The organism is Streptomyces sp. CB02923, assembly GCF_001905005.1.
Lineage (GTDB): Bacteria > Actinomycetota > Actinomycetes > Streptomycetales > Streptomycetaceae > Streptomyces.
Genome location: NZ_LWKZ01000024.1, coordinates 279,326 through 294,420, shown reverse-complemented (window position 1 = coordinate 294,420; position 15,095 = coordinate 279,326). Strand labels below are relative to the sequence as shown.

Below are 15,095 nucleotides of genomic sequence, written 5' to 3'. Positions count from 1 at the left end.
CCCGTCATCACGCCGCCCGGATCACAGCAGGCCGGCGGCCCGCGCCCACCGGTACTTCGCGCCCAGTGCCGCCACCGGCTTCTCGGTCGTGTACGGGTACGCCACCACGCCCCGCCCGAAGAGGTACGCACTCGCCTCCGCCACCTCGGTGTCCCCGGCCAGCGACGCCACCACCGGCTTCTCGACGCCCGCCGAGCGGAACTCGGCCACCACCCGCGCCGTCAGTTCCGCGAACACCATCGGCGGCGTGACGAGGGTGTGCCAGTAGCCGAGGACCAGGGCGTGGACGCGCGGGTCGCGCAGGGCGAGCCGGATGGTGGCCTCGTAGGTGGCGGGCGGTTCGCCGCCGGTGATGTCCACGGGGTTGCCGGACGCCCCGAAGGGCGGGATGAACCGCTGGAAGGCGGCCTCCAGGTCGTCCGGGAGGTCCATCAGACGCAGCCCGTGATCGACGGCCGCGTCCGAGAGGAGGACGCCGGAGCCGCCCGCTCCCGTGATGATGACGACGTTCTCGCCCTTCGGCGTGGGCAGCACCGGCAGGGAACGCGCGTACTCCAGCATCTCGTCGAGCCCCGGCGCCCGGATGACCCCGGCCTGCCGCAGGATGTCGTCGTAGACCGCGTCGTCACCGGCCAGCGCACCCGTGTGCGACCCGGCGGCCCTGGCGCCCGCGCCGGTCCTGCCCGCCTTCAGCACCACGACGGGCTTCTCGCGCACGGTCTCCCGCGCGGCCGCCACGAACGCGCGGCCGTCCTTCAGGTCCTCCAGGTGCATCGCGATGCTCCGGGTGTGCGGGTCCCGGGCGAAGTACGTGAGGAGGTCGCTCTCGTCGACGTCCGCCTTGTTGCCCAGCCCGACGATCGCCGAGACGCCCGTCCCGGTGGCGCGCGCGAAGCCGAGGACGGCCATGCCGATGCCACCGGACTGCGAGGTCAGCGCGACCGGGCCGGTGACGTCGTACGGGGTGCAGAACGTGGCGCACAGGCGGTGCCAGGGCGCGTAGTAGCCGTAGATGTTCGGGCCGAGCAGCCGGGTCCCGTACTTCTCGGCGATGGCCACGAGCCGTTCCTGGAGGGCGTGTTCGCCGGTCTCGGCGAATCCGGAGGGGATCAGTACGGCGTTCGGGATGCCCTTGCGTCCCACTTCCTCCAGGGCCGCGGGCACCAGCGGCGCCGGAACGGCGAAGACCGCCACGTCGGCTCCGTCCGGTACGTCCGCGACGGACCGGTACGCCGTACGGCCGAGGATGTCGCCGCCCTTCGGATTCACCGGGTGGACCGCGCCGCCGAAGCCGCCGTCGAGCAGGTTGCGCAGCACCGAGTGCCCGATCTTCCCCGGCTGCCCGGACGCGCCGATGACGACCACCGAGCGAGGCCGCATCAGCCGCTCCATCGAGGCGAGGACCTCCTCTTCGGAGTACCGGCGGCGCTCCGGGGTCGACTCGTCGCCGAGCACGATGCGCACGTCGGCGGCCAGCACCCCGTCCGGTGAGGCGAACACCGGGTTCAGGTCGACTTCCGCGATGCCGGGGAAGTCGGCCGCCAGCCGGGACACCCGTACGATCAGGTCGGCGAGCGCCGCGCGGTCCACAGCGGGCCCGCCGCGCACGCCGCGCAGCACCTCGGCCGCGCGGATGCCGTCCAGCATGGACTCCGCGTCCGCGGCCGACGCGGGGGCGAGGCGGAAGGTGACGTCCTTGAGCACCTCCACCAGCACCCCGCCGAGCCCGAAGGCGACGACCTTCCCGAAGGCCGGGTCGGTGACCGCGCCGACCAGTACCTCCAGGCCGCCCTCCGGCACCATTTCCTGTACGAGTACGCCCTCGACACGGGCCTCGGGGGCGTACGCGACGGCGTTCCGCACGATCGCCGCGAACGCGCTCCGCACCTCCGCGGCGGAGGACAGCCCCACCTGTACGCCGCCCGCATCCGTCTTGTGCGGGATGTCCGGCGAGACGATCTTCAGTGCGACCGGCCCGCCGATCCGGGCGGCGAGCGCCACCGCCGCGTCGGCCGTCTCCGCCAGCCCTTCGGCCGGAGTGGGAATGCCGTACGCGTCCGCGAGCAGCCTGCCCTCGGGAGCCGTCAGCGTCGTACGCCCCGCCGCGCGGGCAGCCCGTAGCACCGCCGCCGCATCCGCCTGTCGGTCCGCCATCAGATGACTCCGTTCGCCTTGAGCAGCCGCAGTTCGTCGGCGCCGAGCCCCAGCTCGTCGCCGTACACCTCGTCGTTGTGCTCACCGAGCAGCGGTGAGCGGTCGATGTCCACGGGGGAGTCGGACAGCTTCAGCGGCGATCCGACGGTGGTGAACGTGCCGCGCCGCGGATGCCGGACCCGGACGATCATTCCGTCGGCGGCCAGCGACGCGTCGTGCACGATCTCCTTGGTGGACAGGACCGGGCCGCAGGGAATGTCGTGCGCGGTCAGCCGCTCCAGCACCGCCCACTTGGGCAGCGTGCCGCTCCACTCCTCGATGAGCTGGAAGACCTTCGCCAGCTTGGGGAGCCGGGCGGCCGGTGTCGCCCACTCGGGATCGCGGGCCAGCTCGGGGCGGCCGATGAGCCGGGTGAGCGGCTCCCAGCCGGCCGGCTGCACGATGACGTACACATAGTCGTTGGGGCCGCCGGGCGCGCACCTGACCGCCCAGCCGGGCTGCCCGCCGCCGCTCGCGTTGCCGCTGCGCGGCACCTCGTCCCCGAAGTCGTCGTTCGGGTACTCCGGCAGCGGGCCGTGCTCCAGGCGCTGCTGGTCCCGGAGTTTGACCCGGCACAGGTTGAGCACCGCGTGCTGCATCGCGACCTGGACCCGCTGCCCGCGGCCGGTGCGCTCGCGCTGGTAGAGCGCGGCGAGGATGCCGGCCACGCAGTGCACGCCGGTCCCCGAGTCGCCGATCTGCGCCCCGGTCGCCAGCGGCGGGCCGTCCGCGAACCCGGTGGTCGACATCGACCCGCCCATGGCCTGCGCGACGACCTCGTACGCCTTGAACCGGGTGTACGGGCCCTCGCCGAAACCCTTGATCGAGGCGTACACGATCCGCGGGTTGATCTCCTGGACGCGCTCCCAGGGAAAGCCCATCCGGTCCACGGCGCCGGGCCCGAAGTTCTCCACCAGCACGTCCGAGCGGCGGATCAGTTCGGTCAGCAGCTCCTTGCCGCGGGCGGTCTTCGTGTTCAGGGTGATGCTGCGCTTGTTGCAGTTGAGCATCGTGAAATAGAGGGAATCCACATCCGGGATGTCGCGCAGCTGGCCGCGGGTGACGTCGCCGGTGACCGCCTCCAGCTTGACGACGTCCGCGCCGAGCCAGGCGAGCAGCTGGGTGGCGGACGGACCCGACTGCACATGCGTCATGTCCAGGACCCGTACGCCGCTGAGTGCCTTGGCGCCGGGACCGGTCTCGTGAACGGTGCTCATCAGCGGCTCCTCACTTGTACATGGTCTGGTTGACGGTCCCGGGGGCGTACACGTCCGGATCGACCCAGACGTTGATCAGCGACGGCTTGCCGGACTCCCGGGCGCGCTCCAGCGCCGGCCGGAGCTGCGCGGGGTCGCGGACCTCCTCGCCGTGGCCGCCGAGCATCCGCGCGAACGCGTCGTACGGCACGTCGCCCAGCGTGTTGCCGAGCCGCTCGCGCGCCGCGCCGTACTTGGCGCGCTGGCCGTAACGGATCTGGTTCATCGAGGAGTTGTTGCCGACGATCCCCACGAACGGCAGGCCGAAGCGCACCAGCGTCTCGAAGTCCCACCCCGTCAGCGAGAACGCCCCGTCCCCGAAGAGCGCCACCACCTCCTTGTCCGGCCGTGCCTTCTTCGCGGCCATCACGAACGGCACGCCGACGCCGAGCGTCCCCAGCGGCCCCGGGTCCATCCAGTGGCCCGGCGCCTTCGGCTGCACCACCTGCCCGGAGAAGGTGACGATGTCGCCGCCGTCCCCGATGAAGAGCGAGTCCTCGGCCAGGAAGTCGTTGATCTCGCTGACCAGGCGGTACGGGTGGATCGGCGCGGCGTCCGAGCGGAGCAGCGGCAGCCGCTCGGCCACCGCGGCCTCCTCGGCGGTCCGCAGCTCCTCGATCCACTCCTTGCGCCGGCCGGTGCCCGTCTCCAGGCGGCCGGAAGCGGCCTGCGCGGCGGCGGCCAGGACCAGTCCGGCGTCGCCCACGATGCCCAGGTCGACGTCCCGGTTCCGGCCGACGGTGCGGTAGTCCAGGTCGATCTGGACGACGGTCGCGGTGGGGGAGAGGCGCCGGCCGTAGCCCATCCGGAAGTCGAACGGGGTGCCGACGATCACGATCAGGTCGGCGTGCGCGAAGGCGTGGCGGCGGGAGAGCTGGAAGTGGTGCGGGTCGCCGGGCGGCAGCGTGCCGCGGCCCGCGCCGTTCATGTACGCGGGCACGTTCAGGGCCCGTACGAAGCCGGCCGCCGCGTCCGTGCCGCGCGTGGTCCACACCTGGCTGCCGAGCAGGACCGCCGGCCTCTCGGACCGTACGAGCAGGTCGGCCAGCTTCTCGACGGCGTCCGGGTCACCCGTCGACCGGGTGGAGGCGCGGTAGTGCCCCGCCCGGGGCAGGCGCGCCGCGTCGCGCGGCACCTTCCCGTCCAGCACGTCCCGGGGTATCTCCAGGAACGCGGGCCCCGGAGCACCGTGGAAGCACTCGCGGAACGCCATCGAGACCATGTCCGCCGCCCGCGCGGTGTCCGGGACGGTCGCCGCGAACTTGGTGACCGGCGTCATCAGCTCGACGTGCGGGAGGTCCTGGAGCGACCCCATCTTGTGCTGGCTGCGGGCACCCTGGCCGCCGATCAGCAGCATCGGCGACTCGGCGCGCAGGGCATTGGCCACACCCGTCACGGCGTCCGTCGTACCGGGGCCCGCGGTGACCACGGCACAGCCGGGCCTGCCGGTGATCCGGGCATGGGCGTCCGCCGCGTGCGCGGCGACCTGCTCGTGCCGTACGTCCACCACGTCGATGCCCTCGTCGGCGCAGCCGTCGTAGATGTCGATGATGTGACCGCCGCAGAGCGTGTAGACGACGTCCACGCCCTCCGCTTTGAGGGCTTTGGCGACCAGGTGACCGCCGGAGATGAGGTCCTGGGGGGCTGGGGAGGTCTGGGGGGTCTGAGGAGCCTGGTGGTTCGGGGCGCCGTCGGGCACGGGGCATCGCTTCCCTTCGATGGCTTGCGCTTCCGGGGGCGACGCGGTGCGGCCGGACCCGGGCTGCCGTCGTAGATCGCATACAGTCGACGAATACTGTATGGAGTCTTATCCCGCACCGGGCCGCCGATGTCCAGGGCCGAGGGTGCCGTTCAAGCCACCGGGAGGGCGCCCGGCCGGTGGCATAACCTGCACTTATGCCCGCAGGGGACACGCCGGTGAAACCCACTCCGAAACCTTGGTATTGTTGTCCATGTCGCCGCGGGGAACACCCCGCGAAGACCACACCTGGTCCGGGTGGCGGAATGGCAGACGCGCTAGCTTGAGGTGCTAGTGCCCTTTATCGGGCGTGGGGGTTCAAGTCCCCCCTCGGACACACATCACAACCCCACGGTCTCTCACGGACCGTGGGGTTTTGTCGTTGGCCCGCGCGCTGCGCCAGGGGCGGTTGCGAGGGTCGGCGTGCGCCCCCCGGGCGTGCTCCCTGCCCGGAGGTCGGGATGTGGGCTGGGGCTTGTGGGGTGGGTGGGGTGGAGTGGGGGTGGTGAATTCTGGTGGTGTGGAATCGGGGCTGTTTTCCGATGGGTTTTGTTACTTTCGGTGAGGGTTTTGGGAGAGGTCGCGAAGGGGGGCCGGGAGGGGAATGGTGGACTCCTGAAATACTTTCCGGGGCGGCCTGGTCGGAGGGCCCGGCCGAGGTAATGTTGATGGAATAAGGAACATGTTAGGCGGAACGATCGGCGCCGGTGCGGACGCGGGCGGTGACTGTTCCGGAGGCCGGGAAAACCGGTCGTGTGGATTTCCTGTGACTGTTGGAGCCGAAGGGTCGGTCGCGACTGGGTATCTGTCCAACTGAACGACGGGAGTCCGGATACGGGGGTGAACCGGCTCATGAAGTTGGTGGAGCGGGACACGGAACTCTCCGTCCTGGAGGGCGCACTCGACGCGTGCGCGGCCGGACGCGGGGGAGTGGTGGTCGTCAGCGGCGCGGTGGCCGGCGGGAAGACGGCGCTGCTGCGTGCCTTCCGGGAGCGGGCCGCGCCCACGGGCGCCCTGTGGTTGCAGGCCACGGCAGCCGCTGCGGAGAAGGGCATGCCGCTGCGGGTGGCCGGGCAGCTGCTGCGTACCGCCGAGCTGGCCGGGGCCGGCGCGGAACCGGTGGTCTGGCTGCCGCCCGCGGCCGGGGGCGGCGGCGCGCCGGTGCGGGCGGCCGGGGACACCATTCCCGCGGAAGTGGCCGTGAACGTTTTTCCGCGGGTGTGCGGCATTCTGTTCGCCCAGGCCAGGAAGCGGCCGGTGGTGGTGTGTATCGACGATGTTCACCAAGCCGATGCCTATTCGCTGGAATGTGTGTTGTATGTGGTGCGGCGACTGGATGTCAGCAGGATTCTGGTGGTTCTCGGGGAGAGCAGTGGTTCGGAGTGGGAGGACAGTCCGGCACGGCAGGAATTGCTACGGCGTCCGGGGTGCCGCTTTCTTCGGGTCGGTCCATTGCCGCGGGACGGCGTCGTCGCCATGCTGGCCGCCGGGCAGAAAGGGCGGCGGTCGGCGCCGCCCGTTTCGGAATTCCACCGGCTGAGCGGTGGCAGCCCGCTGCTGATGCGGGCGCTGCTGGACGACTACGCGGACGCGGAGCGGGCGGGGAGCGCCGAGCTGGTGCCCGGTGAGGCGTACGAACGTGCCGTGGCGCTGTGCCTGAGCCGCAGCGACGTCCTCACGCGCCGTGCGGCGTGGCTGCTGGCGGTGCTCGGGGAGCGGGCCGCGCGTGTCGAGCCCGCCGAGGTGCTCGGGGTGTCCCGCCCGGAAGGCGAACGCAGTCTGCGGGCCCTGCACGACATGGGGCTGCTTGCCGCGGGCCGGTTCCGCCACGAAGCGGGCCGGACGGCGGTGCTGCGCCGGGCGGCGCCGCCGCGCAGTGCGGGCCTGGAGGCCCGTGTCGCCCAGGTGCTGTACGAGCACGGTGCGCCGGCGGGCGTACTGGCCCGCCATCTGCTCGCCGCCGGGACCGCGGACGCCCCGTGGGCGCTGCCCGTACTGCTGGAGGCGGCCGAAGCCGCGCTGGCCCGCGACGAGGTGGGGTTCGCGCTGGACTGCCTGCGCGTGGCCGGGAACAGCTGCGCGGACGAGCGGCAGGCGCTCAAGGTCAGGGTCGCGCTGGTGCGGGCCGGGTGGCGGGTCGATCCGTCCGCCGCCGTACGGCATCTGCCGGCGCTCACCGACGCGGCCCGGGACGGCCGTCTCACGTCTCGCGACATGAAAGCGCTGGCCGGCCATCTGCTGTGGTACGGCAGGGCAGACGATGCCCTGGAGGTACTCCGGGGTGTGGAGCCGGAGGAGGGAGCGACGAGGGCGGGAGCCGGTGGTGGTGCGGGGCCGGGGCTGGATCCGGCGCGGGTCTGGTTCGCTTACGGGTATCCGGGGCTGGCGGGAAAGTACCGGGCCGAGGCGGCCGCAGGCCCGTACCGGAGTGCGGCGGCGGGCGCCCGGGGCCCTGGCCTGACGCCGGAGCAGGACACCCAGCAGCGCGCGCTCGCTCTGATGGCGTCCGTGCTGGACCAGGGCGGGGCCGGGGACGTGATCGGACGCGCGGAGCGCATCCTCCACGAGACCCGGCCGGAGGACCGCACCCCGGCGGCGGGCCTGGCGGCGCTGGTCGCGCTCGTCGTCGCCGACGGGCTGCGGGAGGCCGCACGCTGGTGCGACATCCTCCTCGCGGAGGCGCGGGAGCACCGGACACCGATGTGGCAGGCGCTGTTCGCCTCGGCCAAGGCGTTCATCGAGATCAGACTCGGCGAGCTGGCCGCGGCGGAGGAGTCGGCGCACACCGCGCTCACCGTCGTTCCGCCCGAAGGATGGGGGGTGGCCGTCGCGGCGCCGGTCGCCGCGCTCCTGTACGCGAAGGCCGCCATGGGGCGGCTGGACGAGGCGGCGGCGCACCTGGAGGTCCCCGTGCCCGACGCGGCGTTCCGGACGCCCGGCGGGCTGCTGTACCTCTGGGCGCGCGGCCACTACCACCTCGCCGCGGGCCGGCCGTACGTCGCGCTGGAGGACTTCCACCGCTGCGGGGACCTGATGGCGGGGTGGCACCTGGACCTGTCCGCGCTGGTGCCGTGGCGCACCGACGCCGCGCAGGTCCACGTCTCGCTGGGGGACGACCGCCGCGCGCGGGCCCTGCTGGAGGAGGAGCTGACCCGTACCGGGTTCCGCCCGCTGTGGACGCGGGGCGTCGCGCTGCGGGTGCTGGCGGCGCTGGCCGAGCGCGCGGACCGGCCGCGGCTCCTCGGTGAGGCGATGGACATCCTCCAGCGCAGCGGGCACCGGCTGGAGCTGGCGTACGCGATGGCGGAACTGTCGTACAGCTACTGGGACATAAACGACGACGGCCGGGCACGGGTCGCGGCGCGCAAGGCGCAGCAGCTGATGCGGGAGTGCGGTATCAAGGCGCCCGTCCTGAAGGCCTCGCCGGTCGGCGCGGCGCGTGCCTGTCCGCCCGAGCGGTCCGGTGCGTGCGGTGCGGGGCAGAGCGCCGAGCTGAGCGGCGCCGAGCTGCGGGTCGCGACGCTCGCCGCCCGCGGGTACACCAACCGGCAGATCGCCGGGTCCCTGTTCATCACGATCAGCACCGTGGAACAGCATCTGACCAGGGCGTACCGGAAGCTGGGCGTACAGCGCCGTACCGACCTGGCGACGCGGCTGGGGCCGGACGCCGAGGCGGGCGCCGGGCTGGAGGGGTGCGGTGACGGCGCTCAGCGGGACTGCCTGCGTGTCGGGTAGCCAGGGCGGGCGGGGTGGGCGACGGCGTGCGGTGCTGCGGTGGATGTTGCGCGGTTGGACACTCGTGCCGGTGCGTGTGGAATCATTGAAGGCGTTATCACATTCCGTGAACTCCGTTGCAATGCAAGGCAGTTGCCGTACCGAGGCGACTCGACCGGAGTTGGCGGGTGCACGCGTGACAGGGCCTGGCCCGGAAGTGTCCGGGCGGGCGGGGACCGGGTGAACGGTGCCGCGGAGATCCGCCCGAAGCGCCCTGGTCCCAGCAGTCGATCCGGCGCACGGCGGTGCGGGCGTGCGCCGGTTTCTCGTCAACCACATCGGGCCGGCCGGTGCCGGCCGAGCAACGGGAGGAACCCCTCATGGTGGTGGTGATGGCCCCAGGGGCCACGCAGGAGGATGTCGACGCCGTCGTCGGCCTGGTGCGCTCGGCGGGTGGTGATGCCTTCGTCAGCCGGGGAGTGACGCGGACGATCGTCGGACTCGTCGGGGACGTGGACGCGTTCGAGGCGCTGAACCTGCGCAGCCGCAAGGGGGTTCTCGACGTCGTGCGGATCTCCGTGCCGTACAAGCTGGTCAGCCGGGAGCACCACCCCGCGCGGTCGGTCGTGCGGGTCGGCGGTGTGCCGATCGGGCCCGACACCCTGTCCGTCATCGCGGGCCCGTGCGCGGTCGAGTCCGCCGAGCAGACGCTCACCGCGGCGCGGATGGCGCAGGCCGCCGGGGCGTCGCTGCTGCGCGGCGGCGCGTTCAAGCCGCGCACCTCGCCGTACGCCTACCAGGGGCTGGGCGAGGCCGGGCTGCGCATCCTCGCCGACGTGCGGGCCGAGACCGGGCTGCCGGTGGTCACCGAGGTCATCGACCCCGGCAGTGTCGAACTGGTCGCCTCCTACGCGGACATGCTCCAGATCGGCACCCGCAACATGCAGAACTTCGCGCTGCTCCAGGCGGTGGGTTCGGCCGGCAAGCCCGTGCTGCTCAAGCGCGGGTTCGGCGCGACCATCGACGAGTGGCTGATGGCCGCCGAGTACATCGCGCAGCGCGGCAATCTGGACATCGTGCTGTGCGAGCGCGGCATCCGTACGTTCGAGACCGCGACCCGCAACACGCTGGACATCAGCGCGGTGCCGGTGGTCCAGCGGCTGTCGCACCTGCCGGTGATCGTGGATCCGTCGCACTCCGGCGGCCGCCGGGAGCTGGTGCTGCCGCTGATGCGGGCGGCGCTGGCGGTCGGTGCGGACGGCGTCATGATCGATGTGCATCCGGCGCCGGAGACGGCGCGGTGCGACGGTGACCAGGCGCTGCTGGAGGCCGACATGCGCGAGATCGCCAGTACGGCCACGATCCTGTCGCCGTTGATGGGCCGGACGCTCACGCAGCCGATGCCGGTGGCCGCGGTCGCCTCCTGATGTCCCCGGCCCCTGCCGGCGGAGTGCGCGCCGCCGGTAGGGGTACCCCGACGGGCGGCTGGACGAAAGCGCACACGACCCACCGTCCGGCCGATTGGTACAGGCCATTCTCGGCGCGTGCGGCCGGACGCGTGTGGCAGCTGGGAACCGGTGTTCCCCGGTGCACGGCGCCGTCCGCGATAGGGGTACCGGTGCTGAACCCGTAATGTCGTCATTGGCTGACGTGGCGCCGATCCTGCGGTATGTCGGAGAGATGCGATACGCACAGGGCGGCGGTCTGACCGCCGAGCGGCGGGAGTTCCGCGAACGGCTGCGGCTGAAGGCGGTCGAGCGGTTCGCGCGGGGCGAGGTCAACGCGGTGATCGCCAGGGATCTGCGGGTGAGCGTGCGGTCGGTGCAGCGGTGGCGCAGGTCCTGGCAGCAGGAGGGGGAGCGGGCGCTGGACTCGAAGGGGCCGGCGTCCCGGCCGCGGCTGAGCCCGGCCCAGTTCCGCCAGTTGGAGGCGGAGCTGGCCAGAGGGCCGGGGGCCTACGGATGGACCGGGCGGCGCTGGACGCTGGAGCGCATCCAGACCGTGATCGCGCGGCGCTTCCACGTCACGTACACGGTGCAGGGTGTGCGCAAGCTGATGCGCCGTCACGGGTGGACGTACCTCGCTCCGGCGGGCGAGGGGGCCGGGCGGGACGCCGGCGGCTGGGCGCGCGCGGAGGACGGGCGGGGCGGGCGCCCCGCACGGCCATCGCGGACCGAATGATCGGAATGGGCGGACGCACCATTTTCCGGGGCGGGGTGACGCCGGTGAAGGGAGTGATTCCGGCGGTTCGCGGAATGCGACATTGCAGGTTCAGGTGCGTCAGGTAGGGGTGCCCCGTAGATAAAGGCACTGTTAGAGTATGTATCTGAATGGGGGAAGATGGTTTGTTTGACAATGTGTTCCGCTTCGCGTCGGGCGTTTTCTGCGTGCGCGGGAACCTTCCTCCCCCGCCGGGAGTTGTAGCGGGTCGAGAAGCGGGGGTGGGTGCTACGCCTGAACGGCCCGGCGATGTCCAAATCGGGCAGACGTCGCCGATGCACGGGCCTGCCGTACGTCGTTAGGGTGCGTCAGCGCGAGCTTGCGCACGGGGGAATCACAACGCGAGGAGCCTGGAGTGGAACCTGGGCAGGCGCACCTGGATATGCAGACGGTCGTCGAAGTGGAGATCGAATCACTTTCGGTGGCCGGTTCTCCGCGCATATCCGGGGAAGATTCGGAACATGTGGAAATGCTGACGGTGGCGCAGGCGCCGCTGCCGCCCATCATCGCGCACCGCGCGACGATGCGGGTCATCGACGGTATCCATCGACTACGAGCCGCCGAACGGCGCGGCGACGACAAGATCGCGGTGCGGTTCTTCGACGGTGACGAGGCCGACGCCTTCGTCCTGGCCGTCGAGTCGAACATCACGCACGGCCTTCCGCTGTCCATGGCGGACCGCAAGAACGCGGCCGAACGCATCATCCGTTCACACCCGTTGTGGTCGGACCGGATGATCGCCTCGGTCACCGGTATCGCGCCGGGCACCGTCGCGGAGATCCGCCGGCGGGTGTCCGGCGCCGCCGCCGGGCGCGGCAGGATCGGCCAGGACGGCCGCTTCCGGCCGCTCAACGGAGCCGAGGGCCGCCGGCTCGCCGGCAACCTCATCACCGAGAACCCCGGTCTGTCGCTGCGGCAGATCGCGCGGGCGTCCGGGATCTCACCCGAGACGGCGCGCGATGTCCGCAACCGGCTGCGCCGGGGCGAGGAACCGCTCCTGAAGGGCCGGGGCCGGCAGGCGCGGGCCCCGCAGGAGCAGGTGCCCGTGGGGGCCGCCGTCCCGGGTGACGGCGGCGACGCCGCGGTACCGGCCCGGATGCCGGCGCAGGACCGGACGGTGGTCGTACGCCGCCTCAAGGTCGACCCGGCCCTGCGGTTCAGCGAGACCGGACGCACGCTGCTGCGGCTGCTGAGTATTCACACGATCAGCGCGGAGGAGTGGGACGACATCATGGCAAACATTCCTCCGCACTGCAGCGGCATCATCGCCCAACTGGCCCGTGAGTGTGCGGATATCTGGGCGGACTTCGCCCAGCGGGCCGAGCAGAATGTGGCCGAGGCCGTCTGACAGGCGGCCGGGCCGTGTCCAAGTGAGGAAAGCAACCGGTTGGACGGCCTCCGGGCCGTCCAACCGCACCTGGTGAAATGCGCGATACGGTCGGTACCGGCGGGCGGACGCGAAAGCGTCGCCCGTCGGGCCGCCCGGCACCTGGCACCGTGAATTATCCGGTGTACCGGTGTGCCGCGGGCCGGTGATTCACCTTCACCTTTTCCGTGGACGGCCAGAAGACCCCGGTGCCGCCCCGGGCGGATAGGCCTGGCTGGCGGGAGTTGCCATGGGTATCGTCGCAATGACGCACCGCACCGGGGCACCTTGCGGTCACCGCACCGCGGTCGGCCAAAGTTCGTGAAAGCTCGCCGAATATGACGTCAAAGGGCGCCCGCGGGTGCCGTCTTTCCCGTGCGGCCGACCGCATGGACAGGAATAAGGAACCAGGAACCAGGAATCCCGACCCAGGAGGTTTCCGCTGATATGTTTGCCGGACAAGGCTCGGGCATCATGCTGGCGACGTACGACGACCCGGGCAATTCCACGGCTTCGCAGCGGCTCCGGCCGGGAACGCTCCGCCGGATTCTCGCCTATGCGAAACCCCATCGCCGCGAATCGGTCCTCCTGCTGCTGCTGACCGTGGTGGACTCGCTCATCATCGTCTCCACGCCGCTGCTCCTCAAAGAGATCATCGACGTCGGCATCCTGCAGAAGGACACCACGGTGCTGACGGTCGTCTCGCTCATCGTCGCGGGCCTCGCCGTCCTCGACGCGCTCCTGCAACTCGCGCAGAGCTGGTACGCGGGCCGGATCAGCCAGGGCGTCAGCTACGACCTGCGGGTGCAGGCGTTCACCCACGTACAGCGCCAGCCGCTGGCCTTCTTCACCCGGACCCAGACCGGGTCCCTCGTCAGCCGGCTCAACACGGACGTGGTGGGCGCGCAGCACGCCCTGGGCACCCTGCTGGGCTCGCTGTCCAGCGTGTTCACCCTGGTCCTGGTGCTCGGCAGCATGTTCTACCTGTCGTGGCTGGTCAGCCTGATCGCGCTGGCGATCCTGCCGGTGTTCATGATTCCCGGCGCGCTGGTCGGACGGCGGCTGACGCGCTACTCCCGCGAACAGATGCAGATGAACGCCGAGATGGGCGCGACCATCGGCGAGCGCTTCAACGTGGCGGGCGCGATGCTCTCCAAGCTCTTCGGCCGCCCGCGGGAAGAGGGGCAGCTGTTCGCGAAGCGTGCGGGCAAGGTACGCGAGGTCGGCATCACCTGGACGGTCCTGAGCCGCCTCACGGTCATCATCATGACGCTGCTCGCCGCCGTCGTCACCGCCCTCGTCTACGGCCTCGGCGGCGCCATGGTGGTCAACGGGACCTTCCAGGTCGGCACGCTGGTGGCGCTGGCCGCCCTGCTGGCCCGCCTGTACGGGCCGATCACCCAGCTGTCCAGCGTCCAGGGCGAGGCGCACACCGCGATGGTCAGCTTCGACCGGATCTTCGAGCTGCTCGACCTGAAGCCGCTCATCACCGAGCGCGCGGACGCCACCGAACTGCCCGCGCCGGGCAGCGGACCGGCCCCCGAGATCACCTTCGACGAGGTGTCCTTCCGCTACCCGCGGGCCAGCGAGGTCTCCCTGGCGTCGCTGGAGTCCAACGCGCTGCCGGCCGACGAACGCTCCCAGGAGCCGCCCGAGGTGCTGCGCGACCTGAGCTTCACGGCGCCGTCCGGCAAGCTCACCGCCCTGGTGGGCCCCTCCGGTGTGGGCAAGACGACCGCCACGCACCTGGTGTCACGGCTGTACGACCCGTCGGCGGGCAGCGTCCGCATCGCCGGGCAGGACCTGCGCGATGTCACCCTCGACTCGCTGCGCCGGACCGTCGGGGTGGTGTCCCAGGACGCCCACCTCTTCCACGACACCATCCGCAACAACCTGAACTACGCCCGCCCCGGCGCCACCGAGGAGGAACTCGTCGAGGCGTGCCGGGCCGCGCAGATATGGGACACGATCAACTCCCTGCCCAGCGGGCTCGACACCGTGGCGGGCGACCGCGGCTACCGGCTCTCCGGCGGCGAGAAGCAACGCCTGGCGCTGGCCCGGCTGCTGCTGAAGGCGCCCTCGATCGTCGTCCTCGACGAGGCGACCGCGCACCTGGACTCGGAGTCCGAGGCGGCCGTCCAGCGGGCCCTGAAGACGGCGCTGCACGGCCGTACGTCCGTCGTCATCGCCCACCGGCTGTCCACCATCCGCGAGGCCGACCAGATCCTGGTGTTCGACGAGGGCGGCATCCGCGAGCGGGGCACGCACGAGGAACTGCTCGAAGCCGGCGGGCTCTACGCGGAGCTGTACCACACGCAGTTCGCCCGGCAGGCCGTCAACGGCAGCGGGCCCGCGCCGGACGCGCCCGGCCCCGAGGAGGAGCGCCGTCCGCAGGAGGCGGCGCCGCAGATGATGCCGGGCGGCATGGTCTTCTTCGACGGGTCGGGGCCCGACGACGGGGGCGCGCCGGGCGGCGGGGTGTGGCACACCGGCCAGGGCCCCGGCGGGCGCTGACCGGCGGCCGCTCACACGGGGAGGACGCGCCACCGCGGCGGGGGACCGCCGCGGTGGCGCAGCAGGCAGAAGCGAGCACGGGGTTGTCCGTCGA

7 protein-coding genes, 1 tRNA gene and 1 pseudogene are annotated in these 15,095 nt (G+C 71.8%); 6 read left to right on the top strand and 3 right to left on the bottom strand.

Annotation, left to right across the window (positions count from 1 at the left end):
• Positions 1–21: 21 nt before the first annotated feature.
• Genes A6A06_RS24570 through A6A06_RS24560 form a run of 3 tightly spaced genes read right to left on the bottom strand, consistent with a single transcriptional unit; the run spans position 22 to position 5,079 of the window.
• Positions 22–2,154, bottom strand: a complete 2,133-nt coding sequence (locus tag A6A06_RS24570) for an acetate--CoA ligase family protein (RefSeq protein WP_073763514.1) — start codon at positions 2,152–2,154, stop codon at positions 22–24.
• Positions 2,154–3,410 carry a formyl-CoA transferase gene (gene frc / locus A6A06_RS24565; RefSeq protein WP_073763513.1) on the bottom strand — a complete coding sequence of 419 codons (1,257 nt, stop codon included), beginning with the start codon at positions 3,408–3,410 and terminating at the stop codon, positions 2,154–2,156. The genes A6A06_RS24570 and frc overlap by 1 nt, the downstream gene beginning before the upstream one ends.
• Positions 3,411–3,420: 10 nt before the next feature.
• Positions 3,421–5,079: a thiamine pyrophosphate-binding protein gene (locus A6A06_RS24560; protein ID WP_073764524.1), complete on the bottom strand. Its 1,659-nt coding sequence runs from the start codon at positions 5,077–5,079 to the stop codon at positions 3,421–3,423.
• A gap of 360 nt (positions 5,080–5,439) precedes the next feature.
• Between A6A06_RS24560 and A6A06_RS24555 the strand changes: the two genes are divergently transcribed.
• The 6 genes and pseudogenes from A6A06_RS24555 (at position 5,440) to A6A06_RS24530 (ending at position 15,001) form a co-directional block, all read left to right on the top strand.
• Positions 5,440–5,524 (top strand) — tRNA-Leu (locus A6A06_RS24555).
• A gap of 515 nt (positions 5,525–6,039) precedes the next feature.
• Positions 6,040–8,922 carry a helix-turn-helix transcriptional regulator gene (locus A6A06_RS24550; RefSeq protein ID WP_199931121.1) on the top strand — a complete coding sequence of 961 codons (2,883 nt, stop codon included), beginning with the start codon at positions 6,040–6,042 and terminating at the stop codon, positions 8,920–8,922.
• A 359-nt stretch (positions 8,923–9,281) separates the two neighbouring features.
• Positions 9,282–10,328 (top strand): 3-deoxy-7-phosphoheptulonate synthase, encoded by a 1,047-nt coding sequence (gene aroF / locus A6A06_RS24545; RefSeq protein WP_073763511.1) that lies wholly within the window; start codon positions 9,282–9,284, stop codon positions 10,326–10,328.
• Between the two features lie 253 nt (positions 10,329–10,581).
• Positions 10,582–11,013: pseudogene (locus A6A06_RS24540) on the top strand (winged helix-turn-helix domain-containing protein); the annotation flags it as partial.
• Positions 11,014–11,476: 463 nt separating this feature from the next.
• A complete protein-coding gene (locus A6A06_RS24535) occupies positions 11,477–12,469 on the top strand; it encodes a ParB and winged helix-turn-helix domain-containing protein (protein WP_242440921.1) in 993 nt (330 codons plus the stop codon).
• 465 nt (positions 12,470–12,934) lie between these two features.
• The gene (locus A6A06_RS24530) at positions 12,935–15,001 is read left to right on the top strand and encodes an ABC transporter ATP-binding protein (protein WP_073763509.1); all 2,067 of its coding nucleotides are present in this window, start codon (positions 12,935–12,937) and stop codon (positions 14,999–15,001) included.
• Positions 15,002–15,095 lie beyond the last annotated feature (94 nt).